The following is a 22,904-nucleotide window of genomic DNA, read 5'->3' on the forward strand; positions in this document are numbered from 1 at the left end:
CAAGCCTTGCGGCACCGCGCCGAAACTACACGGTCGTCCGGAAATGCGTTTGCCGGGTTTGCAGGGGTACGGGAGCATCGACCGGGTGCTGCTGACAATTACCTGTACACGACCGGACGGCGCCGCTTGGGCGGCGAGTGAACTGGGGTACCTGCTGCACAAGAATCCCGGGAAGGCGCAGACGTTCGAGCAGTCGTACGGGGTGGCGCACGTGCTGTATCCCGAGGCGAGCGAGGAACGGTGCACGGCGGCGCTGCTGCTGGAGATCGATCCGGTGCGGCTGGTGCGCGGAAAGACCAAGGGGGCACCGGAATTCAGCCTCGGACAGTATGTGAACGATCGGCCGTACGCGGCGTCCTCGCTGCTGTCCGTCGCCATCTCGACGGTTCTGGGATCCGCTCTGCACGGGCGCTGCACGCAGCGGCCCGAACTCGTGGAGACCGAACTGCCGCTGCGAATCGAACTGCCCGCGGTGCCGTGCAAGGGCGGACCCGATACCGCCGAACAGGTCTTCGGCCCGCTGGGCTGGACGGTCGAGGCCACTCCCCTGCCGCTGGATCCGGCCTTTCCGGAGTGGGGCGATTCGCACTATCTGCGACTCGAACTCACCGGGGCCATGCGGCTTTCCGATGCGCTGTCGCATCTGTATGTGCTGCTGCCCGTGCTGGACGGGAGCAAGCACTACTTCCTGGATGCGGGCGAGATCGACAAGCTGCTGCGGTTCGGGGCGGGGTGGCTGAATACGCATCCGGCTCGGGACTGGATCACCCGGCGCTATCTGGCGCGGCGGCATTCGCTGGTGCGGGCGGCGCTCGCCCGGCTCGCCGAATTGGACGACCTCGAGCCGGAGCAGTTCGGGGCGGTCGATGTGAATATCGACGATCTGGCGCGCGAAGTCGCCGCTGCCACAGCGGAAGTCGCACGGGCGACGGCCGCGGCCCTACCGGATGCGGACCTGGGCGCGCCGAACGACGCGACCACATCCGGCGGAACTTCCACGCCGGACGGGACAGGGTCGCCGAGCGGGGCGGACGCACCGGACGGGACAGAGTCAGCCGGCGGGGCAGCCGCGCCGGATAAAGCGGCTGGGCCGGCTGACCAGACAGCCGGGCCGGCGGACGGGGTGGACGGCGAAGCCGAAGCGCCGGTGCGGTCGCTGGCGGTCATGCGGCGGGCCGCGGTGCTGGAGGCACTGCGCGCGGCGGGAGCACGGCGCGTGCTCGATCTCGGCTGCGGCGAGGGTGCATTGCTGCGCGAACTCGTGGCCGATCGCACGTTCGATGAGATTGTCGGCATTGATGTTTCGGTGCGGTCGCTGCGCATTGCCGAGCGGCGGATGCGGAGGTTGCCGCTGTGGCAGACGCAGCGGGTCAGCACTCGGCAGGGTGCGCTGACCTATACCGACGCCTCGCTGCGTGGGTACGACGCCGCCGTGCTCATGGAGGTGATCGAGCATGTCGACCTGACCCGCCTGAATGCCTTGGAACAGGCCGTATTCGGTGCCGCCGCACCCGGAGCGGTCCTGGTGACCACGCCGAACGGGGAGTACAACACGCTCTACGAAGGCCTGGCGGACGGCGCTTTCCGGCACTCCGATCACCGATTCGAATGGAGCCGTGCGGAATTCACCGAATGGGCGGCGCGGGTCGGCGAAACCTACGGCTACACCGTGCGATTCGAGCCCATCGGCATTGCCGATGACGAGCTCGGCGCACCCACGCAGATGGCGGTCTTCACCAAGACCGCGAACGACGAGAAGGGAGCCGTGTAATGGCGGAGCTCTCCATCCCCGCGCTGTCGCTGGTGGTGCTGATCGGCAGTACCGGTTCCGGTAAATCCACCTTCGCGCGCAAGCATTTTCGGGAGACGGCGATCGTCTCCTCCGATGCCTGCCGCGGCATTGTCAGCGATGACGAGAACGATCAGGCGGCCACGCCCGAGGCGTTCGCGCTACTGCACCACATTGCCGGGGTCCGGCTGCGGCGCGGGCTGCGCACCGTGGTGGACGCCACCAATGTGCAGCCCAAGGCCCGGCAGGAGCTGATCGAACTGGCGCGGGCGCATGATGTGCTGCCCGTGGCCATTGTGCTGGATGTGCCCGAACAGGAGTGCGTGCAGCGCAATGCTTCTCGACCGGATCGTGATTTCGGGCGGCACGTGGTTTCCCGGCAGCAGCGGGATCTGCGGCGCAGTCTGCGGTTGCTGGAGCGTGAGGGCTTCCGCCGGGTGCACGTGCTGCACGGGACCGCCGAGATCGACGCGGCGAGCATTGTCGATGAGCGGCTGTGGAACGACCGCCGCGACCTGACCGGGCCGTTCGATGTGATCGGCGATGTGCACGGCTGCCGCTCCGAATTGGAGACGTTGCTGGGCGAACTCGGCTACGCACTGGCGCGGGATTCCGTCGGGCGGGCGGTGGACGCGCGGCATCCCGAGGGTCGGACCGCGGTCTTCGTCGGCGATCTGGTGGATCGCGGGCCGGACACGCCCGGTGTACTGCGCCTGGTCATGGGAATGGTGAATTCTGGAAATGCGCTGTGCGTCACCGGAAATCATGAATTCAAGCTGGTGCGCGCACTGGACGGGCGCAAGGTCAAGACCACGCACGGGCTGGCCGAATCGCTCGCGCAGCTGGAGGGCGAGGATGCCGAATTCCGGAAGGCCGCACAGGAATTCATGCGCGGCCTGATCAGCCACTATGTACTCGACGAGGGCAATCTCGTGGTGGCGCACGCCGGGCTGAAGGAACAGTTCCAGGGGCGTGCCTCCGGCCGGGTCCGCGAATTCGCCATGTACGGCGAATCCACCGGTGAGACAGACGAATACGGGCTGCCGGTGCGCTACCCGTGGGCCAATGACTACCGGGGCAAGGCGCTGGTGCTGTACGGGCACACACCCATGGCCGAACTGGTGTGGGTGAACAACACCCTCTGCCTCGATACCGGTGTGGTGTTCGGCGGGCGGCTCACCGCGCTGCGCTATCCGGAGCGGGAACCGGTTTCGGTTGCGGCCGAACAGGTCTGGTACGAGCCGACCCGGCCGCTGGAGACGCCCAGCGTCGTCCCCGGCATCGGAATGGTGCACCGCGATCCCGGCGTGCTCGACCTCGACGATGTGATCGGCCGCCGCGTGGTGGAGACCCGCTACCTGCCCCGCGTCGGCGTGCAGGAGGACGCGGCCAGCGCGGCCCTGGAAGTGATGAGCCGGTTCGCGGTCGACCCGCGCTGGCTGGTCTACCTGCCGCCGACCATGTCGCCCTGTGCGACATCGACACTCGACGGGTATCTGGAGCACCCGGCGCAGGCGTTCGAGTACTACCGCTCCGAAGGCGTCGAAACCGTGATGTGCGAGGAGAAGCACATGGGGTCGCGGGCCGTCGTGGTGGTGGCGCGCTCCGCGGCCGCCGCCCGGGACCGGTTCGGGGTGACCGACGGCAGCACCGGCGCGGTGTACACCCGCACCGGGCGGCCGTTCTTCGACGATGCCGAACAGGGTGAGACGCTGCTGGCGCGGGTGCGGGCTGCGGCCGAAAAGGCCGGGCTGTTCGAGGAATTGGCGACCGATTGGCTGGCCTTCGATACCGAAGTGCTGCCGTGGTCGGCCAAAGCGCTCGGGCTGCTGCGCAGCCAGTACGCGGCGGTCGGCGCGGCGGCCCGGGCCTCGCTCGGCGCGGCTGCGCGGGTACTGGACGCGGTGCGCGAAAGAGGTTTGGACGTAGGCGATCTCGCCGAACGCACCGCCGATCGGGAGACCGACGCGGCGGCGTTCACCACCGCGTACGGCCGGTACTGCTGGCCGGTCGACGGGCTCGATGGCGTACGCCTGGCTCCATTCCAGATCCTGGCGGCGCAGGGCATCAATTATGCTGTGCGCGAGCACAACTGGCATTTGGAGCGGATCGACCGCCTGGTGGACGCCGATCCGGAGCTGTTCACGCCGACGCGGCGCATGCTGGTGAACCTGTCCGACCCGGACAGCGAGTCCGCGGCAACCATTTGGTGGACCGAACTCACCTCGGCAGGCGGTGAAGGCATGGTGGTCAAACCGACCGGATCACTCGTCACCGGAACCGGCACCCGCAGCGGCCGACCAGTCCAGCCGGGCGTGAAATGCCGTGGCCCGGAATACCTCCGGATCATCTACGGCCCCGAATACCTCCGCCCCGCCAACCTCAGCCGCCTGCGCCAGCGCGGCCTCGGCGGCAAACGCTCACTCGCCCTGCGCGAATACGCCCTCGGCCTGGAGGCCCTGGACCGCTTCGTCACCGGCGAACCACTATGGCGGGTGCACGAAGCCGTCTTCGCCGTCCTCGCCCTGGAAACCGAGCCCATCGACCCGCGCCTGTAAACGCAGGCCCTCTCGTCATCCCGGCATGCTTTCGGCCGGGATGACGGAGCACCCCACGGCGGGGCGTCCGATCCGCCCGTGTGGCAGGCGGATCGGACGCCGACGCAACCCGGTGCGGACCCCTTGCCCACACCGCCCCTCAATTCACCCGGTTGTGCGGGGATGAGGTCAGGTCGTAGAGCGTGACCTCATCCACCTGAACCGCGGTGTAATGATCGTTTACCCACGCGGTGATCTTCGAACCCTCGGACGTGCTGGAGTCACCGGGTCCACGGCCCGCTCCTGCGACGAAGTAGTGGATTCGGCCCTCGGTCACATCCCGCTGGAACTGTTCGAGGGTGGGCGCGGGGTCACCGCCGCCGAATCCGCCGACCGCCATGACCGGATAGTTCGCGGCCAGCTGATAGTTCGCCGCGCTGTTCGAGTCACCGTAGCGCAACAACGGCACGAAATCCGTTGTCCGCAAGAGCAATACGAAGGCGGTGAGGGCGGTCAGGACCACGCTCGAAATAGCCGGACCCAGGAAAGCGGCGGGCGCCGGACGCGCAAGTCAGGGGGTGGTTGCCAGTTCGGCGAGGCGGTCGAGGAAGGGGAGTTGGCCCTTGCCGAGTTTTTCGTGGGCGAGGTCGAGGGGGAACCACTCGGCGCGGTCGATTTCGGGGAATTGCTGGATGCGGCCGGAGCCGGGTGGCCACTCCATATCGAAGGTGCCGGGGATGACTTGGGCGGGGTCGAGGTCGCCCGCGACGGCCCAGACGGTGACCTGTTTGCGGCCGCGGCCGGAGCCGTATTCGACGTCGCCGAGCGGGAGCCAGTCGCCCGCGGGGACGGGCAGGCCGAGTTCTTCGGTGAATTCGCGGCCGGCGGCGGCTTGCGGTTGCTCTTCGTCCGGGTGGTATTCGCCCTTGGGGATGGACCAGGCGGCCGCGTCCTTCTTCGCCCAGAAGGGGCCACCCATATGTCCGAGCAGTACTTCCAGGGTGGGGGTGTGGCGGAAGAGCAGCACACCCGCGCTGTACCTGAGGGTCATGAGCGCAGTTTGCCTCGTTCGGTTCGCGTGTGTACACGCGGGGCGCTAAGGTGAGCGGCGCGTCAGCGAACCGGTCGGACGGATAATTTCTCGATCAATGCCGGATCATTTCCGCTGCATTCGCTGCGATCGAAACCTGGTCGGCCCCTGCACGTTCCATTAAGCTTCGCAAGTTGGATCTTGCCCAAACCTGACGACGATTGGATACCGCATGGAGTTCCGCAGCGCCACCGCGGCAGCCACCCTCGTGATCGGTGCACTGACCGTGGCAACCGGCCCGGCGAATGCCGAGCCCGCTGCGCCCCAGCACATCGCGTACTCCGCGAAACTGGTGGACAAGACGGTCGTCACCACTCTCAAGGGTGGCACCTTCGAGCTCTCCAAGGCCCTCGGCGCCGACCTGGCGTCCGGAGCCACCACTCGACTCACCGAACATGACGGCGTGGTCGCCGATTCCGACGGTAAGCCCGTCGACACGGCCGACATCGTGAACGTGGTCGATGTGAAGGACGACAAGGGTGGCGTCCTGCTCACCCTGCCGCTCGAATTCCACCTCGCCGGTGTGACCGTTCCGGTCAAACCCGAGGTGCAGAAAGACAATACGGTCCTGGTACTGACCCCGGACAAGCCCGCCGGTGTCACGGTCGCCCAGCCCGTCACCGTGAAACCCATTGCCTCGCCGATCGAGAACAACCGGGCGATGGGTGATTTCAGCTCCCAGTTCGGTCTGGCCACCACCATCGGCACCTTCGTCGGCACCGCACTGGGTGCGGTTGTCGGCTGTTTGGTCACCCTGCCCGCCGGTTGCGTGCCAGGGCTCACCGTCGGCGCCTCCGTCGGTGGCATTATCGGCTCGATCGCCATCGGCGGCCCCGCGCTGGTCGCCACCGGCATCGACCTGCTCACCACCATGCAGGCCGCCGACGGCACCAGCAAGTGGGCCGACAAGCCGACGGTCGCGCCGACCGCCGCGCCGACGACCACCCTGCCGGTCGATCAGCCCAAGTAGTCACCCGTCGTGCGCTGGGCGCACGGTCCGCGGATTCCCTCCGCCGCCCGAATCGCCCAGCGCACGTACATTTCCCGGGTTCGACACTCCGCCACTACGAGTGCCCCCACGCCATATCCCAAACACTGTGCGCGCCTGCGGATCTGCTGCTGAGCCAAGGTTTGGCGCACACGGTCGAACGCCGCGGAACCTGCGGCGCCGCTCGACTCGATTTGATGCGGCCTGCTCCGGAGCGCGAAAGGAAAGCCCGGCAAAGGCCGGTCACCGAACCTGATTGAATCGAAAGATGGTCGGGGTGACAGGATTTGAACCTGCGACCCTCCGCTCCCAAAGCGGAGTATCCTTACTATACATAGCAGGTCAGAGGCATTTTTTGACCCAGTTGTAGCCCGAATTGCAGGCTGAAGAAAAGAATCTGCGATCTTGGCCATGACTCGTGGTACGGCGAGGCCGAGCCCAGAGATCACCAGGGTTGCCCTGATTTGTGCGGAGTTCTGACGCGGCTCAGTAGGCTCGGGAGAGTGAAGCGCACCCAGTGGACAATCCACGGCGAGCACGTGGTCGACGAGAATCGCCATATCAGACTCTCGACTGTCGATGTCGAACTGCCGGACGGAGTGAAGTTCACCCAGTACGTCGTCAAGATGCCACGTTGCGCGATGACGTTGGTACTCAACAAGAACCGCGAGGTCCTGCTGATGTACCGGCATCGGTTCATCATCGACCAGTGGGTGTGGGAACTGCCGGGCGGGTATGTCGACCATGCCGAAGACGTTGCTACTGCGGCAGCACGCGAGGTGGAAGAGGAAACCGGCTGGCGTCCGCAGTCCATGGAGCAGCTCGTGACATACCAGCCATCGATCGGCACCTTGGATCAGCCACAAGAGATCTATCTCGCTCGCGGCGCTGACCTTACGGACACGCGCCCGGACATCAACGAGGCCGAAGAAATCCGATGGGTGCCACTGGACGAGGCTGCGGCCATGATCGAACGGGGCGAGATCGTTGGCGCGGCAACGGTGGTAGCGATCTATCGGGCGCTCAGCCTCGCTGACTGAATTCCAGAACCTGCTGACGGAACTCGGCGACCTCGGTGAGTCCGTTGAAGGGCCGGAGTCGATAGCGCAGATCGCGCAGGTACGACAGGCTCCGGCGAGATGCGAGGTCGGTCGCGATTTCGAGTGCATTGCGGCCGATCCGAACGGCCTCACGGGGGTCGGCGGGGACCAGAGCCGAGGCGAACAGGCTCAGGTTGAACGCACGCCCGCGCTGGTATCCGTCCGACATTGTGAGCGACAGCTCGGCGAAATGCGCCGTACGCGCGTTGTCGCCGAGCTCGCGGAAGCAGTGCGCGGTCTTCGCCGAGATGTAGGACTGGTCGAAGTAGGCAAGCCAAACCGGTTGCTCGCCAGGCTTGGCGCGGTCGAATGCCCGTTCTGCAGCGTTCAACGCCAATGTGCAGGACGTTTCATCCAGTCTGGCGGCGTGCCCGTGCGCCTCGACCATGTGGCATTCGGATTCCAGTGCGCCCAAACCCGCGCCGCGGGCAGCGATTTGCGCGGCGCGGGCAAGGTCGACGGCATCGCCGGGACGGCCGACATAAGTGGCCTGGTGGCTCATGGCCGCCATGATTTCCGCGCTAAGCGCTCCGTCGCTGGCAGCGCGGGCCAGCCGTAGCGCTTGGATCAGGTAGCGCTGGGCAAGCCCGTGGTCTTCCTGGTCGTAGGCTGCCCAGCCCGCCAAGCGCGCGAGTTCGGCGGTCGAGCAGAACAGCTGGCGGCCTATATGCTCGTTGAAGCTACCGCGCAGCAGCGGCGTGACCGAGCTGTGCAGGTACTGCACGATGGTCGAGCGGACTTTGCCGCCGCCCACTTTGTTGTCGAGATCACGGAAAGCCGTTGCCATCGTTTGGACGGCGTCGACGTCGATCTGACCGACGCGTCGCGAGGATCCGGTCGAGACAGGATGCTCAGGTCCGGGCAGGGTCAGCCATCGCATAGACGCGGCCGGGTAGACGGCAACCGCGTATGTAGTGTCCTGTAGGAATCGGCGGTGCTCAACGTCGCTGCGCCACAGTGCCGTAGCGGCGTTGACCGCTCCGGAGAGGCTAAGCGAGAAGTCGAGGCCGAGATCTGCCGAGGCGTCGTGTCCGCTGGCCATTCCGCACATGGCGGGTGTGACTTTGCGACCGAGTAGCTCCGTAAGGACTTCCGCGATCAACTCAGGCCCGGGCGATTGCGGTTGCTCACCTGAAAGCCAGCGACCGACCGAGCTGTGGTCGTACTTGAGCTTGAGACCGCGAGCGCGACCTCGTTCAACGACCCGGCGGGCCAGTGGCTTTCGAATGCCGCCAGCTTCCTCGAGCAGCTCCTCAAGCTGGCGATTCGGTTGCTTCGGACGGCGTCCCATGTCGGAATTTTCGCAGGTATGACACAGACACGCTATGAATCGCCGATTGTGCACGCCCCTTCTGCACACACCCGCCCGCGCTGCGCGCCTTCCGGCGTTGATCGCACTGCAGTGCACTGAAACCCAGCCCCGGTGCCGGGAGGAACCGCACTACCACCGCGACGCGCTAGTCGGTAAACCCTCGGCATCGGGTGCACTCCACGACCGTCCAGGGACCGGGAGGCACCCGATATGGAAATCATCGTCCTGATAGCCGCGCTCGCGCTAGTCCTGCTCGCCGCAACGGCCACATTCCGCAGTGTCAGCCGCGCTCATTTTGACCGAGACCATCTGACAGTCAACAAGATTCAGGCGCGGCTAGCGGCAGAACGCGCGCGCGCCGTTCCCGCCGTCATCGGATGGCGGTCGCCGCAATGGCATTGAGCGAATCGGAGACGAAGATCCTTACCGCGCTTGCTGCTGAGCAGCTCACCGTGCAGCGACTGGTAGCGGTCACCGGTTTGACCGAGACCACGGTCCGCAACGCGCTGTACAAGATGACATACGACGGCCTCACCGTCGGCCGGGGTAGTCGCCCGGCAACTTACGAGATCAGCGACCTGGGCCGGTTGGCGAATAGTCGCCGCCTGGGGCAGTTCGTCCCCGAACCGCCGGCGGCGACATCGTGAACGCCGACCCGACCGCGATCGGATATTTGCGCGCCGATGTGTCTGGGCCGCAACTCGAATGGGACAAGAGGCGTATTCGCCGCCTCGCGAAACGACTCGGATACGCGCTGTTGAGAATCGTGGTGTTCGCACCGCAGACCGACGACATGACCGCGCGCCTGGTGAACGTGACCCGTCACTTGCATGTGGATGCGGTGATCGTGCCCAGCGTCGAACACTTCGACGGTGCACAGGCTCCGGTGCCGCTGGTACAGGCGGCCGATGTGATCTGCGGGGATTCCGAACACACCGAAGCCAGGTGGTTCATCCCACCGCTTCCCATAGCGAAGCCCGAGAACAGAGCGGGGGTGAGTAAGTGAACGAGATTCTGAATCCGGGCCAACACGGCGGCTCGCACGACAACTGGAACGTGCCGGTCAACGCCGACGACGACGGCAAGGACGACTGGAAAGCCTACCGCCGATAGATAGGCCGCTATGCAGGATCAGGTTCGACCCGCCCCCGGGTTCACCGCCCGGGGGCAGCTTCCACAGCGGGTCGGGAAGCGACCCGTAGCCCGTAGCCCGACCCACATTACCGACCCCGCTGCAATCACGAGATTCCTTACTGCGCTGCGGAATTGGAATTCCGAACAAGAGAATAACAACTAGATAAGGTGAAATGCCTTGTTACGAAACACATTTAGAGCCTGCGTCGCTGCCGTCATCGCTATCGGCACCGCCTCGGTGATCAACACAGGGACCGCAGAGGCGTGGCCGGGCGTCAACTGGTGCTCTTTCAGCTTCACCTACAGCTACCCGACTGTGCTGCCTCCGTCGATCGAGAGCTACGGCAAAGCCAGTTGCACCACGCCACCGAGTGAGCACGTGGGCACGTTGGCGCTCGAGTATCAGGACGGTGGCCAGTGGATGGTCGGGTCAATCTCCAACCCGTATACCGATATTCCGAACCCTGAAGTCGACTACAAGGTGAGTGCCGCCTGCTACAACGGGACTTGGCGCATGACCGTCCGGATCCGAGGCACGGACAGCAAAGGGCCGTTCAGCTACGACGAGCACTCGGACACGAAAACGGTCACCACGTGCGAGAACCGGCGATAGGAGCCAGGTTATGCCGACGGAACCAAACACACCCCCCGTGCTGGAACGAGCAAAAGCACAGGAACTGTGCGACCGAATCCAAGCCATCATGGAGGAGGCGTGGCCGTATCTTCGGGGTGCGGGCGAGTATGACCACGCGCCGATGGAGCACCCCGTCATGCGGGCGCTGCACGGCGCGGCGGAAGAGCTAAGCGCTGCCGCAGCACCCGGGCCGCGCACCTACGGCAATTACGAACCGCGAGAGCCCGAATAGGCGATCGGCGAGGCCCTCGACCGTTCCGGTCGGGGGCCTTCGCGTTTCTTACGCTGGGCGGCCCGCGCATCGCGCGGTAGTGTGACCGCCAGCAACCGAGGGGATTCCAAATGAAAACAACTGCTGCCCTGCTTGTTACGGTCGCTGCGCTGGCCGCGGCTTGCCGTCCTTGAAGAGCGAATCGTCAGCATCATTGCGGCAAAACGGCTCATCCTGCTGGCCGCCCTCACTGAGGCCCTAATGTGGGCGTCGCCCGGCGACCCGTATGGGCTGGCCGAGGAACTCTGGGTCGACGTACAGACGCTCCGAATCCGGTTGCGGCACATCACGCCCGCCGAGGTCGTCCACGTCAACGACGCACTCGACCGGTGGCGGCCATGGCACCGATGATTCCGACTCCCGCCTCCCAGGAGTGTGTCGCATCTCGATGCCGACACATACCGGTTCGAGAACTCCAGCGGCTCGAAAGCAGTGATGATTACTCTGCAACCGATCGGTACAACCACGGTCTCGGTCGTCCCGAGCAACGGGATGGACGCGCACGCGGTCGCCACACCAGTCGATGAAGGCGCGAGCTTCGACTGCCGGGTGAAGGGAACAGGCGTGATCATTACCTGGACCGCCCCCGCTCTGCGCTCCCACGCAACCGGGGAATTCCGCCCGTAATCTGGTAAGTCCCAACGACGTTCGGCACCAGCATCAACGGTGGTCGCGGTGCCGTCGCCGTTGTCATGCACCCCAGAAGGCGTAGCTCCCTCGTGACTACTCCAGTGACAGCAGGCCGTCGAGGTTTCCGAGGGCCTCTCGGGCGAGCTTCAGGTCGGCGCCAGCAGCGCGTCCAGGTTGCCCAGCGACTTGCGTGCCGCCGCGAGGTCGACGTGCTGATAGCCGCGTGTGGTGACCACATTCGAGTGCCCAAGGATCGCCTGAATGATCCTGGCGTCTACTCCTGCCTCCATGAGGAGGGTCACGGTGGTGTCCCGCATGGCGTGCACCTTCACCTTCGGTGCGCCAGCGCGGGCCAGCGCTGCCGCCCATCCGTCGCGGTCCGCGTTGTCCGATACCGGCGTCGAGATCTTGCGCCTCGATTTCTCGGTCGGCACTGTCACCCACACCAGATTCCACGGGTTCGCAGGTGCGTGTTTGCGGTGCTCGGTCAAGATTGCCGCCAGTGGTGCGGGGATAGGGATAATCCGCTGCGACAGCGTGGTTTTCGGCCGGGTGAGTGCCGCGCCGCGCCACAGTGGGGTGTGCTCGAAACCGGGGCGCACGTCAAAGCGCTTCGGGTCGTCGGCCTTCGCGCCCTTATGCATCGGCAACCATTCCAGCTGCCACGCCAGATCCAGCGTGCCTTTCTCCAAATCGACACGGTCCCACTGCAACCCGAGCAGCTCGCCCTGCCGGCCGCCGAGCATGAGCCCAGCCGCCCATCGGGTCACCATGGCGTCGTTGTCGCGCATGGCCGCCAGCAATACCTCGCGCGCCTGGGCTGCGCTGAGCACACCGTGGCTACCTGAGAGCACCTGCGGCTTGCTCACCAACTCGCATACATTCCGATGTGTCTTGCCATCGGATACCGCGTCGGTCAGTGCCGCGCTCAGGACGTTGTGCGCCTCCTCCACCGACCTGGTGGTGTAGGTACCGCCGCGGCCGTTGCTGGCCGCGAGGATCCACTTGTGCATGTTCCGAACGTCGTCGGGCGAGAGCGCTTCCAGCCGCCTGCCATCGATGGACGGCACGATGCGTGTACGGATCGCCGACCGGTACGAGCGCCAGACATGGGGGCGCAGACGGGTTTTCGTGACATCCTCGATCCATGTCTCGATGTAAACCTTCACCGTGAGGCGGCGGTCTTTCTGCTCGACGCCCTTCTCTACTTCTTCCTTCAGCTTCTCCAGTTTCTTCACCGCCTCGGCGCGGTCGGCCGAGTACACGGGCTGCGATTTGCGCCGCTTGCCGTCAGGTCCGCGTTCGAGCTCAATCTGGCCTACCCACATGCCATCTCGATTGCGTTTGAACAGAGACATGACGAGGACTGATTCAGCGATTCGACGATTTTGGTGCAGATACAAGAAAACCCCCGTCACCTGGGGGTTTGATTCGAATTGTGGTCGGGGTGACAGGATTTGAACCTGCGACCCTCCGCTCCCAAAGCGGATGCGCTACCAAGCTGCGCTACACCCCGTTACCTGATACGACCCTGACGGCCGATGCTCCCTATGAACGGGAGAAGGGCGGGTGACAGGAGTCGAATCCTCGCACCGTTCCACCGGCTACAGTAATTGGCTACTGCTGCCATCGCCAAATCGGCGGTCTGAGCGGCCGGTCCGAGAAGGCGACGGCTAGAACCGGTTACAGCGGTCGGGTATGTTCGCGCACACAACCTAGCGATGGGGAGCGCCGCCATGCCGTTTTTGACCGTGGACGACGGGACAAAGGTCCACTACCTCGATACGGGAACCGATGGCCCCACCCTGATGCTCGGACATGGGTTCTTCATGGACGCCGAGATGTGGCGGCCCCAGCTCGAGGCGCTCGCCGACGAGTACCGGGTGATCGCGGTGGATGCTCGCGGCCACGGGCTCACCGAGCAGGCGCCTGGCGTGTCGTTCGACTTCTGGCGGCTCGCATGGGACTGCTGGCAGGTCGCCGACGCTCTCGGGCTCGACCGGATCGTCGTCGGAGGGTTGAGCCAAGGCGGATTCACGGCTCAGCGAATGGCCCTGCTGCAGCCGGGCCGGACCCGTGGCCTGGTTCTCATCGGCACCGGCGCGGATGCTTATACCGAGAAGGAGCGCGCGGGCTACGAACAGGTGATCGTTCGCAACTGGGTCGAGCGCGCGGTCCCGATCGAGACCATGGCACTCACGATGGCACCGGTCATGATCGGCGGCGATCGGGACGAGCATCAACGCGCGTGGATCGAAAAGTGGTGTGCCAGTGACCCCACCCGACTCGCGCTCGCCGCGCGGTGCCTGATCGACCGCGAGGATCTGTCCTCGCTGATCGGGGATATCACCGCACCCGCACTGCTGATCCGGGGGCTCGGAGACCAGGCGTTCTCCCCCGCGCGAATGCAGGATTTGGCCGATGGGCTCGGCGGTCCGGCGCGATTCGAGACGATCGTCGCCGACAGCGTCACGCACATCTGCAACTGGACGCACCCGCAACTGGTGACGCCGCTGATCCGCGAATTCCTTGGCGGACTGACGAATTAGGCGATTCCGGCGACCGGGAATCCGATGATCAGCAGTCCGACGGTGCTCACCGGAATCAAGGATTCCCGGATAACCCGCATGGTGCCCGTTCGCGGCATCCAGACCCGCCTGTTCTCGTAGGGACGGCGGGTATAGACGACACCCGACTCCCAGAGCCTGCGAAACTCGGGTACTACGAGCAGCTCGCGGACGACATCTCCGGTACTGCCCCGACCTCCGGCGACAGCGAGCAGGTGGCGCATCAGGCCGGTGACGACAGCGGCTTCCAACTGCCAGTCGGGCAGCACCAAATGCGATCGGGCATCGTTGAACAGCCAGTGCGGCAGACTCCGCGCCTCGGCCAATCCGGGCATCAACTCCCGATAGCCGTCATTGAGGGCCTCGATGCGCCAGTCGACCAGCCAAGCGGCGGGCATCGGAGCGAGTCTTTCGATCAGGATCGCGATGTCATCAACCGCTGCGACCTCGTTCAGCCCCCTCGAAGGACGGCCGGCCAATGCCTTCAGATGAGCACGCTCATGATCGTTGAGCCGCAGCGCATTTGTGAGGTCGTGGAGCACATCGTCGCTGACATCATCGGTGCCCTGCTCCAACTTCTCGATGTAGCGGCGCCCCTTGTGTACTTCGAGTGAGAGCTGCACCTGAGTCAGCCCCCGGTCCCTTCGAAGGTGTTTTACGAAGGCCGCCAGGGTCGGCTCCGCGAAATCCTTTGGGTCCAACGAAAACTCCTCGGGGGCAACGGGTTCAGCTACACATCATCAGGGGTACGCCTTGCGGCGCTACACGTGAAGTCGGGTAGGCCAAGTGCTTGCTCCGGCCGCAAATGGGCTGCTTGACTGTTGATCACGCAGGCGACCTGCACTAATGCACGGAAACCCGCATAGGCGGAAGAGATGTACATCACTATCGATGGATTCACGACGAAGCCCTTCCCCCGGGTCGGCCGCGATCGGCGTCCAGGTGTGGAGGGGTCTCCTGGGGCCGGTCGCCGTCGACCTTCCCCCCGTGACGGACCGTGTCGAGGATGCCCTGTAGCGCCACAGCGGGTTCGGCTCGATCGCCCGGCGAATTGCGTTACGGCCGTACGGAATTGATATCCGGCCTGCGACACGATTCGTCGAGATCATCGGCCGCGGTTGCGACTTCCATCGGAGACAGAAGAAGGGCCCCTGCCGGTCAGAGGCCCTTCTCGGGAAGAGCGGGTGACGGGAATCGAACCCGCGCTATCAGCTTGGAAGGCTGAAGTTCTACCATTGAACTACACCCGCGTGCAGCGTCCGGAGTACCGGTGCATGCGTTGAGCACTGTACCTAATCTCACTCATGCAATGCCAATCGGGCTGGATTCGGGCAGGTCGGGCGGGCGTTCGGCGCGTCGGGGAGACTCGCGGAAATTGGTTGTAACACCGAGCCCGCCGCAGCGATCACACTTCCGATCGCCATTCGCGAGGTGTCGGGAACCCGTTCTGAAACAGCGGCTTTCGATGCCGAGTGGCTTGCTAGGATCCTTTTTGTCCGGACGGGGGTATCTGGAAAGGGGGCGGTGAGCGTGCACCACACATGCCAACCGCGAGTTAGTGAGTTCGATCCGAAGGGCAATACCGGCGCGGCCGCTGGTACCGCCGGCACCGGCTGCGCCGGGCCAGACATCACGTTCGCAGGGTGAGCGGATATGCCCATCCGAATCGACACGCGAACCAACGCCGTCGTGACGGCCACCGTCCGGGAATGGGCGCGGGCCGCGCATCCCGGCGGAGCCGGTTCCATCGTGCCCGCACTCGAACCCGACGATATGGAGCGGATATTCGGCCGCATCATCGGTGAGCTACTGGAATTGGCCGGGTCCGAACCGTTTCCGGTGCCCGCGGCCCGTGCCATCGGGCGGCGGCTCGCCGAAGCACCGTTCGAACGCACCCGCATGCTCGCGCCCGCCAGTCGCGCACTGCTCGGGCTCGCACCGGGCGAACCGGGATCGCTGATCGCCACCCGGTGGCCGTTCATCGCCAGCCAGGCCATCGACAGTTATGCCGAGGCGCTGCAGCAGCGGGCCCTGGCACAGCAGGAGCGCAGCCTCTCCGAGGCGGTCTCGGTGCGGGTGCAGGAGATCGCGGCACTGCAGACCAGGCTGCGGCATGAGGCCACCCATGACGCGCTGACCGATCTGGCCAACCGCTCACTGCTCAAGGAGCGGGTGCGGATGATGTCGACCGATCCGGCGCGCGGTGTCGGATTGCTGCTCATCGATCTCGACGATTTCAAGCAGATCAATGACGGGTACGGGCATTCGGTCGGCGATGAGGTGCTGGTCACCATTGCCCAGCGGCTGCGCTCGGCATGTCCGGCCGAAACGGTCATATCCCGTTACGGCGGTGACGAATTCGTGGTCGCGCTGCCCGTGCGCCGCAATTCGCTGGGCGAGCTGGCCATGCGGGTGCTGGCGGCGCTGTGCGAACCCGTACATACGGCGGCGGGACCCGTCCCGGCCTCGGCCAGTGTAGGCACCGCCTTCTGCCCGCCCGGCCGGGATTGCGATTTCGCCGATCTGCTTCGCAGCGCCGACCGCGCCATGTACTCGGCCAAGACGGCGGGCAAGCGCCAATTCGCGGTTTCCGAGCTCGACCCAGAGGAGGTCGACTCAGCGCCTACTGCCGGAAGATTCGCAGCAGTAGCAGGCTGAGCGACCCGCGCCACAGCAACCGCTCAGCAATTGGTGCCGCGTAGGGTGGTGACGTGGCTACGGTTGTCGTACTACTCGTTCTCATGGTGGTCGTGCTGCTGGCGGTGCTGTTCGTCAGCCGCGGTCGGCAAACCCGCGCGAATACCCAACTCGCCGATGCCAGAGCCGATGCCAGGCGTGTCATAGAGCGCCTCGGCGGGCAGGTGTACAACCTGACCGGCAGTGACGAACCCTCCCGGCAGGCCCTCGCGGACGCGGGCGAGCGATTCAATGCCGCCGGATCGCAGATCGAACAGGCGAGCACACCGGCGCAGGCGCGACTGGCGAAGGAGACCGCGCTCGAAGGGCTCTACTACGTGCGCGCCGCCCGCTCGGCCATGGGCATGGACCTCGGCCCCGCCGTCCCCGAACTCGATGGGCAGCGCAGCGCGGGCAAGGTCACCGAGGACCGCACCGTCGATTACAACGGCCGACGTATCGAAGCCTCGCCCGATCCTTCGGCGCAGACTCCCAACTACTACCCCGGTGGTCGAGTCGCGGGCCGACCCGTCCCGGCCGGTTGGTACTCCGAACCCTGGTGGCGCACAGCCTTGGTCGCCGGAGTGTGGGGCGTCGGCTCGGTCCTGCTGTTCGATGCTCTCTTCACCGGAATGTCCGGAATCGGTTATGACGCTGCGGCATTCGAGAGCGGCTATGGCGACGGCTATCAAGCGGGCCTCGACGCCGGCGACACTGGCGGCGACTCGGGCAATCAGAGCAGCGACTCCGGCCAGCAAGGCTCCGGTGCGAGCGCGGGCGATCAAGGCTACGACTCCGGCGATCAGAACTACGGTGACCCGGGCTACGACTCCGGCGACCCGGGCTATTCCGATGCGGGCTTCGCCGACCCTCGATCCGACCTGGGCGGCAGTGATTTCGGCGACTACGGCGATTTCGGTGGCTTCGACGGTTTCGACGGCGGCGGCTTCTAACCCCGCCACCTACCGACCGGCAGGGCGCTCGCCGAGCGTGCACCCATGGTGGAGATATGTCGTGTTGAGCCGCAGTAGGTGCACGCTCGGCGAAGGACGCCGCTGACTTCGATCGGCTGGACCGAGGCGGCGGGGTCGAGCTGCGCAGCGGGGAGCGCGGGGGCGCGATGTGGCGTTGGTGTCGGCGGATCAACCCGTTCGCCCACCGCCGCGAGACGGCCGGCGAGCGGGCCCATCGAGAAGGCGGCTCGAGCGGCTCGATCACACAAGATCTTTGTTTCCTGCACGTTTGCCTGGCCCGCCTTCCAGTAACCGGAAGTTGTGCCTCCGTTTGCCCTGTGTTATCGATTTACAGTGCTGGTCGACCACGAGGTGAATGATCCCGGCTCGTCGGTCGGCGGCGGGCTCGGTTCTCGACTCATACCCGTGGCCGGATTACTCGCGGCGGCGGTGCTGCTGATCGTCACCCAGGTGTGGGCGTCGACGCACGAAACCATGGGTCCGCTGCGGAGTCTGCTCGCCGACTACCTGCTGAATCCGCAGTCGGCATTCGTGTCGTGGGCGGGGTTGGGGCTGGCCTGCGTCGGAGTGCCCGCACGCACGCGGATCACGAGCCTGAGCGCGGCGGCGGTGCTGGATCTGCTGGCACTCGCCATACAGGCGATGTGCGGGTGGCATGTGTCCATCGGCACCGGTCCCACCCTCGCGCTGACGGCCTTGGCGGTGACCGTGTCCCGCTGGCAGGGTCGGCCGCGGCGAACCGCCTTGCACGCCATCGCGTTCGGTGTCCTGTTGATCATGGCCTCGAAGGTTGCCGATACCTGGCTGATGGTCAGCATTGTCAATGGGCCGCAGGTGCTGGACCGGTACGTCGAACTCGCGGACAGAGCGCTGGGCGAACCGGCGTGGCTGGTGGGCCGGGCCCTGGACGGTCTGGGTCCGATCCCGGCGAATGTGCTGCACGTGGTGTACATCCAGCTGCCGGTGGCGGCGATGGCGGTGGCGGTGTGGCAGTTGCGCAATGTGACGACCGAGCCGTGGCCGCGGCACAGCCTGTTGCGCACCTTCCTGGCGCTGGGTGTGATCGGCCCGCTCGGGTATGTGCTGTTCCCGGTGGTCGGTCCGGTCTTCGCCTATGGTCCGCTGGGGCACGGGCTGCAACTCGCCGATTGGCCGCATACGCTGCCCGCCTGGAATTTCGCGCCGCAGCCGATGCTCTTCGATGCGGTGACCGCGCGGAACTGTATGCCGTCGATGCATACCGCGTGGGCGACAGCGCTGTTCATCCACACCCGGGACGCACCGCGCTGGCTGCGCTGGGCGGGGGCGGCGTGGCTGGTGTGCACGTTGCTGGCGACGCTGGGTTTCGGCTATCACTACGGCTGCGATCTGGTCGCGGGCGCGGTGCTGTGTATGACGGTGGAGTCGGCATTGCGCGATCCGGAGCGCGGCTGGGATCGCGGTCGCGTGCTGATCGTGTCGTTCGGCGCGGCGGTACTAGCCGGATTGTTGCTGTCCTATCGTTTCCTCGCCACGACCATGGCGGAGTATCCGTTGCCCGCCGGCTTCGCCATCCTGGGTTCGCTCGCTGCGGTTACATTCGTCTTCTACGGCTCCTGGTTCGGCCATCGAACAGCCACTCCCACAAGGCAATCCGGACAACTTGCGCGAAAGCCGAAAGGTTAGTGTCTGCTTGATGATCACGACGCGGGCGGGGCAGCGCGGCTTGCTGCGTATACCGAAATCGGACAATCGAAGATTTGTCATCGGGCTTCCGGTCGTGGTCGGAATTCTGGTCTCGGTGTCGATCGCGTTGATCTTCTCCAAACTGCACGGATTCCTCGATCTGCAGGTGTATCGGGTGGTCACCCGGTCCTGGCTGCATCACGGCTCCGCGCTGTACGGTCCGACACTGCCGGTGGCCGGGCACACCGATCTGCCGTTCACCTATCCACCGTCCGCGGCCATATTCATGATCCCGTTGGCGGTGATGCCGCTGTGGCTGGCGGAAGTGCTGATCACCGCGAGCTCGCTGAGCTGCCTCGGGGTGACGATCTGGCTGGTGCTGGCCCGGGTCCGGCCGGACCTGGACCTGAGTGCGAAAGCCGCGCTCACCACCACCGCCGTCGTGGTGCTGCTGGCCATCGAACCGGTGCGAACCACCTTGTGGTTCGGGCAGATCAACCTCGTGCTGATGGCGGCGGTCGCGCTCGACTGCCTGACCGAGAAGCCCCGCTGGCCGCGCGGAGTACTGGTCGGTATCGCCGCGGTGACGAAACTGACGCCCGCGGCCTTCGTGCTCTACTTCCTGATCCGCAAGGACTGGAAAGCCGCGGCCACCTCGGCGGCCACGGCCGCGACGGTCGTGCTGTCGCTGTTCGTACTGTTCCCGCAGGAATCCAAGGACTACTGGCTGCACGCGGTCGGCGACACCAATCGGATCGGCTCGCCCGACTATGTCGGCAATCAGTCCATCAAGGGCATGGTGTTCCGCCTCGGGTTGACGCACACTCCGGCGGTCGCGGTATGGCTGGGCATCGGCATGGTTGTCGTATTTGCGGGCGCGGCCTTGATGCGACATCTGTTCACCGTCGAGCGAACCCAGCATGCGGACACCAGCACGGTGACGATCCTGTCCGTCACCGCCCTGTTCGTGAACGCGGCTGTGCTGCTGCTGATCTCCCCGGTGTCGTGGACCCACCACTGGGTGTGGGCGGGTCCCGCGCTGGTCGCCGCCATCGCATGGTCGACCACCAAATCGAATTCGGCTCTCGTCACGACCATTGCCGTATTCGCGGCGGTATTCCTGATCGGCCCCGGAATCGTCCCCAACGGGAGACATCAGGAACTGAATTGGTCCTGGTGGCAGCACATTCCGGGTGACGCGTACGTCATCGCCACGGCCATTCTGATCGGCGCCGGCGTAGCGCGGTTGTTCAGGATCCGGACCCGCGCCGTCGCCGTGGGGTAATCGGTTCGAATCCTTTTCGATCGCGCACGCTCTTATAGTGGTGACAGTCGAATCAGAACGAAGGACCGCCCCTGACGCGGGGAGCTGGGCCGGTGCGCGGCTCGTCGAGGCGGCTCAGCACGGCGACCGTGAGGCGATCGCCGCGGTGGTACACGGAGCGCATCCGCATGTGCGGCGCTTCGCGCACCACCTGTGCGCCTCCTCCGACGACGCCGAAGACGCCGCGCAGGAGGCGTTGATCATCCTGTATCGCAAGATCGGAACCCTGCGCGCCACAAGCGCAATCGCCTCGTGGATGTTTCGGATCGTGCGCAACGAATGTCTGCGCCGCGCCCGGGCCGCGCTCGCGCCCCGAGCCGAGCTGGGCGGCATCGACTTCGCCGCCTCCGCCGAGGATGAAGTCCTGCGCCGCCTGGACGCTGAACAACTCACGCAGGCGATCACCGAATTGCCCATGGTGCAGCGCCGAGTGCTGATCATGCGCGATGTGCTCGGCTACTCCGGGCGCGCTACGGCCGACGCGCTCGGATTGAGCACTGCGGCAATGAAATCGCAGCTGCATCGTGCTCGCAGCGCAGTCCGGGACAGCCTCGTCCCCACTCGGTAATCCCACTCCCCCGCTTCGAATCGAAGGAAGCCGCACCATGCTCACATCCGGATCCCGCGCGCCGAGAATGGAATTCGAAGACACCGCCGGCCAGGTTTGGCGGCTGTCCGATTATCGGGGCACGCACTCCGTTCTGCTGTATTTCATGCGGTCGACGTCGTGTCCGATCTGCAACCGGCATGTCCGCGATCTCATCGCGCGACAAAATGAGTTCGCCGACAACAACATCCAGGTTTGCGTAGCGGTGCCGGAGGACCGCGAGACCGGAGCGGCATGGAAGACCAGGCACGACATACCGTTCCGGGTCCTGGTCGGTGCGTCCGCGCGCCCACATGAGTCGATCGGATTGAGCCGCAAGCTATTCGGCACGATGCAGCAGTCGGGCACCCTGCTGGTCGACCCAGACGGCATTGTCCGCCACGCCCACGGCGGCACCCTGCCCGTCAACAGCTACGACAGGAAGGGCATCATCGCGGCTATTCACTCGATACAAGCGGGCCGCGCCACCGCGTGACAGGTTCAACCACACAGCGCCAGCTGGATGAGAGCTTGCAGGGCGTGGTCGATGGGATGGGGTTGCGGCCTTCCCACGGCATCGAGTTGATTCCAGCGCTGCAGGTTCACCGCGATGGACATTTGACGATTGCCGTCGGCGCTGGTCATGGATATCGCGCCGCCGCCCCAGACGGAACCGTCATGGCCCCAGAAGATTCCGTGATGGGGCACCGTCAACTTGTGCAGGCCGAGACCGTACTCGATGGTCTTGCCCTCGAACGAGATGACCGGCACGGTGCGTTGCATCTCGGCCAGCGACGATCGGCTGATGATCTCACCGGCCAGCAGCAGGCCGAAGAAACGGTTCAGGTCGGCGACGGTCGATATCAGCGATGCCGACGGACCCACCCAGGACATGTCGAAAACGCTGTAGTCGCGTGGCGGGTCGATCATGCCGAACCAGGACTCGTAGTGCAGGGAGTGCGGGCCGTCGATCTCCGTTCCGTCCGGAAAACCGGTGTCCCGCAACCCGGCTCGCTCGATGATGTCGCTGGTGATGTATTTCTCCGCCGAGGTACCGGCCACCGACTCCAGCAGTTCGCACAGGAGTAGGTAATTGGTGTTCGAGTACACCCCGGGTGCGCCACCCGGGGTTCCGGTGGCGGGAGCCGCGACGCCCATCGCGATCAGCTCGGTGGCGTGAAACCTGGTGAACCGGTTGTCATCCAAGCTTTGCGGCGTCGTTTTCGCCAGGACGGGAAAGGCCGCGAGGGAAGGGTAGGCGTGCGGGAGGTACTCGGCGAGGCCGCTGGTGTGGTTGATCAGCATGCGTACGGTGATCGCCGCACCTCGTTCGCCGGGAACCAGCCGGGGCAGGTAGTGGCCGATCGGTGTGTCGAGATCTATTGCGCCACTGTCGACCTGCCGCAGTACGGCGGCCGCGGTGAACGTTTTGGTGATGCTGCCGACGCGGTGTCGCATATCGGCGGCGACTGGCCGTCCGGTGGCGAGATCGGCGACTCCGGCTGCGCCACACCAGGTTTGGCTGCTATCGCGTATTTCGGCGAAGACTCCGGGCATGCCCGCGCGATGCAGGGTCTCCAGGGCGGTCTGTAGCTTCGCTGGGTCAAGGGTATTGGTCATGGAACGA

23 protein-coding genes and 3 tRNA genes are annotated in these 22,904 nt (G+C 65.4%); 17 read left to right on the plus strand and 9 right to left on the minus strand.

Translation table 11 applies throughout. The features are described from left to right. Positions 1 to 43 precede the first annotated feature (43 nt). Entirely contained in the window at positions 44 to 1,771 is a 1,728-nt protein-coding gene (locus tag GFY24_RS17390) for a 3' terminal RNA ribose 2'-O-methyltransferase Hen1 (RefSeq protein WP_153806081.1), read from the plus strand. Continuing rightward, positions 1,771 to 4,347: a polynucleotide kinase-phosphatase gene (locus GFY24_RS17395; RefSeq protein WP_153806082.1), complete on the plus strand. Its 2,577-nt coding sequence runs from the start codon at positions 1,771 to 1,773 to the stop codon at positions 4,345 to 4,347. The genes GFY24_RS17390 and GFY24_RS17395 overlap by 1 nt, the downstream gene beginning before the upstream one ends. 139 nt (positions 4,348 to 4,486) lie before the next feature. Here GFY24_RS17395 and GFY24_RS17400 read toward each other — a convergent pair whose 3' ends face one another. Together GFY24_RS17400 and GFY24_RS17405 are read right to left on the minus strand one after the other, a co-directional pair. Further along, positions 4,487 to 4,849: a hypothetical protein gene (locus tag GFY24_RS17400; RefSeq protein WP_153806083.1), complete on the minus strand. Its 363-nt coding sequence runs from the start codon at positions 4,847 to 4,849 to the stop codon at positions 4,487 to 4,489. Positions 4,850 to 4,897: 48 nt separating this feature from the next. After that, positions 4,898 to 5,377, minus strand: a complete 480-nt coding sequence (locus GFY24_RS17405; RefSeq protein ID WP_153806084.1) for an NUDIX domain-containing protein — start codon at positions 5,375 to 5,377, stop codon at positions 4,898 to 4,900. Between the two features lie 211 nt (positions 5,378 to 5,588). Here GFY24_RS17405 and GFY24_RS17410 point away from each other — a divergent pair, with 211 nt between their 5' ends. Then, complete coding sequence (locus GFY24_RS17410; RefSeq protein ID WP_153806085.1) at positions 5,589 to 6,386, plus strand: hypothetical protein; 798 nt, start codon at positions 5,589 to 5,591, stop codon at positions 6,384 to 6,386. 287 nt (positions 6,387 to 6,673) lie between these two features. On the opposite strand, the gene GFY24_RS17415 is transcribed toward GFY24_RS17410, so the two are convergent. After that, a tRNA-Pro gene (locus GFY24_RS17415) sits at positions 6,674 to 6,778 on the minus strand. A 129-nt stretch (positions 6,779 to 6,907) separates the two neighbouring features. Here GFY24_RS17415 and GFY24_RS17420 point away from each other — a divergent pair. Continuing rightward, positions 6,908 to 7,444 carry an NUDIX hydrolase gene (locus GFY24_RS17420; RefSeq protein ID WP_309230965.1) on the plus strand — a complete coding sequence of 179 codons (537 nt, stop codon included), beginning with the start codon at positions 6,908 to 6,910 and terminating at the stop codon, positions 7,442 to 7,444. Here GFY24_RS17420 and GFY24_RS17425 read toward each other — a convergent pair. Continuing rightward, positions 7,428 to 8,795, minus strand: coding sequence for a hypothetical protein (locus tag GFY24_RS17425; protein WP_153806086.1), 1,368 nt, complete (start codon positions 8,793 to 8,795; stop codon positions 7,428 to 7,430). The two genes, GFY24_RS17420 and GFY24_RS17425, sit on opposite strands and share 17 nt — an antisense overlap. 231 nt (positions 8,796 to 9,026) lie before the next feature. Here GFY24_RS17425 and GFY24_RS17430 point away from each other — a divergent pair, with 231 nt between their 5' ends. From GFY24_RS17430 to GFY24_RS17455, 6 genes are all read left to right on the plus strand, one after another. Further along, the gene (locus tag GFY24_RS17430; RefSeq protein ID WP_153806087.1) at positions 9,027 to 9,218 is read left to right on the plus strand and encodes a hypothetical protein; all 192 of its coding nucleotides are present in this window, start codon (positions 9,027 to 9,029) and stop codon (positions 9,216 to 9,218) included. Next, positions 9,194 to 9,463: a hypothetical protein gene (locus GFY24_RS17435; protein WP_153806088.1), complete on the plus strand. Its 270-nt coding sequence runs from the start codon at positions 9,194 to 9,196 to the stop codon at positions 9,461 to 9,463. Before GFY24_RS17430 ends, GFY24_RS17435 begins: the two co-directional genes overlap by 25 nt. Continuing rightward, positions 9,460 to 9,822, plus strand: coding sequence for a hypothetical protein (locus GFY24_RS17440; RefSeq protein ID WP_309230966.1), 363 nt, complete (start codon positions 9,460 to 9,462; stop codon positions 9,820 to 9,822). The genes GFY24_RS17435 and GFY24_RS17440 overlap by 4 nt, the downstream gene beginning before the upstream one ends. A 366-nt stretch (positions 9,823 to 10,188) precedes the next feature. Beyond that, complete coding sequence (locus tag GFY24_RS17445) at positions 10,189 to 10,563, plus strand: hypothetical protein (protein ID WP_153806089.1); 375 nt, start codon at positions 10,189 to 10,191, stop codon at positions 10,561 to 10,563. Between the two features lie 10 nt (positions 10,564 to 10,573). Beyond that, positions 10,574 to 10,816 carry a hypothetical protein gene (locus GFY24_RS17450; protein ID WP_153806090.1) on the plus strand — a complete coding sequence of 81 codons (243 nt, stop codon included), beginning with the start codon at positions 10,574 to 10,576 and terminating at the stop codon, positions 10,814 to 10,816. A 240-nt stretch (positions 10,817 to 11,056) separates the two neighbouring features. Beyond that, positions 11,057 to 11,206: a hypothetical protein gene (locus tag GFY24_RS17455; protein ID WP_153806091.1), complete on the plus strand. Its 150-nt coding sequence runs from the start codon at positions 11,057 to 11,059 to the stop codon at positions 11,204 to 11,206. A 425-nt stretch (positions 11,207 to 11,631) separates the two neighbouring features. Here GFY24_RS17455 and GFY24_RS17460 read toward each other — a convergent pair whose 3' ends face one another. Together GFY24_RS17460 and GFY24_RS17465 are read right to left on the minus strand one after the other, a co-directional pair. Then, positions 11,632 to 12,903 (minus strand): tyrosine-type recombinase/integrase, encoded by a 1,272-nt coding sequence (locus GFY24_RS17460; RefSeq protein ID WP_194852908.1) that lies wholly within the window; start codon positions 12,901 to 12,903, stop codon positions 11,632 to 11,634. A 21-nt stretch (positions 12,904 to 12,924) separates the two neighbouring features. Next, positions 12,925 to 13,001 (minus strand) — tRNA-Pro (locus tag GFY24_RS17465). A 220-nt stretch (positions 13,002 to 13,221) separates the two neighbouring features. On the opposite strand from GFY24_RS17465, the gene GFY24_RS17470 reads away from it, so the two are divergent. Next, entirely contained in the window at positions 13,222 to 14,034 is an 813-nt protein-coding gene (locus GFY24_RS17470; RefSeq protein ID WP_194852909.1) for an alpha/beta fold hydrolase, read from the plus strand. Here the strand turns inward: GFY24_RS17470 and GFY24_RS17475 are convergent. Together GFY24_RS17475 and GFY24_RS17480 are read right to left on the minus strand one after the other, a co-directional pair. After that, positions 14,031 to 14,753, minus strand: coding sequence for a helix-turn-helix domain-containing protein (locus GFY24_RS17475; RefSeq protein ID WP_153806094.1), 723 nt, complete (start codon positions 14,751 to 14,753; stop codon positions 14,031 to 14,033). The genes GFY24_RS17470 and GFY24_RS17475 overlap by 4 nt on opposite strands. 478 nt (positions 14,754 to 15,231) lie before the next feature. After that, positions 15,232 to 15,302: transfer RNA gene (locus tag GFY24_RS17480), tRNA-Gly, on the minus strand. Positions 15,303 to 15,705: 403 nt separating this feature from the next. On the opposite strand from GFY24_RS17480, the gene GFY24_RS17485 reads away from it, so the two are divergent. The 6 genes from GFY24_RS17485 to GFY24_RS17510 all read left to right on the plus strand — a co-directional run bounded on the left by GFY24_RS17485 (position 15,706) and on the right by GFY24_RS17510 (position 21,773). After that, a complete protein-coding gene (locus tag GFY24_RS17485) occupies positions 15,706 to 16,710 on the plus strand; it encodes a GGDEF domain-containing protein (RefSeq protein ID WP_153806095.1) in 1,005 nt (334 codons plus the stop codon). A gap of 83 nt (positions 16,711 to 16,793) precedes the next feature. Continuing rightward, a complete protein-coding gene (locus GFY24_RS17490; protein WP_153806247.1) occupies positions 16,794 to 17,681 on the plus strand; it encodes a DUF1542 domain-containing protein in 888 nt (295 codons plus the stop codon). A gap of 354 nt (positions 17,682 to 18,035) precedes the next feature. After that, entirely contained in the window at positions 18,036 to 19,367 is a 1,332-nt protein-coding gene (locus GFY24_RS17495) for a phosphatase PAP2 family protein (protein ID WP_309230967.1), read from the plus strand. A gap of 10 nt (positions 19,368 to 19,377) precedes the next feature. Continuing rightward, entirely contained in the window at positions 19,378 to 20,652 is a 1,275-nt protein-coding gene (locus GFY24_RS17500) for a glycosyltransferase family 87 protein (protein ID WP_153806096.1), read from the plus strand. A 40-nt stretch (positions 20,653 to 20,692) separates the two neighbouring features. Then, complete coding sequence (locus tag GFY24_RS17505) at positions 20,693 to 21,259, plus strand: sigma-70 family RNA polymerase sigma factor (protein ID WP_309230968.1); 567 nt, start codon at positions 20,693 to 20,695, stop codon at positions 21,257 to 21,259. Positions 21,260 to 21,296: 37 nt separating this feature from the next. Continuing rightward, positions 21,297 to 21,773: a peroxiredoxin gene (locus GFY24_RS17510; RefSeq protein WP_153806097.1), complete on the plus strand. Its 477-nt coding sequence runs from the start codon at positions 21,297 to 21,299 to the stop codon at positions 21,771 to 21,773. 5 nt (positions 21,774 to 21,778) lie between these two features. Here the strand turns inward: GFY24_RS17510 and GFY24_RS17515 are convergent, their stop codons facing one another. After that, a complete protein-coding gene (locus GFY24_RS17515; RefSeq protein WP_153806098.1) occupies positions 21,779 to 22,897 on the minus strand; it encodes a serine hydrolase in 1,119 nt (372 codons plus the stop codon). Positions 22,898 to 22,904: the final 7 nt, after the last annotated feature.

This window comes from Nocardia sp. SYP-A9097 (genome assembly GCF_009649815.1).
Taxonomy (GTDB): domain Bacteria; phylum Actinomycetota; class Actinomycetes; order Mycobacteriales; family Mycobacteriaceae; genus Nocardia.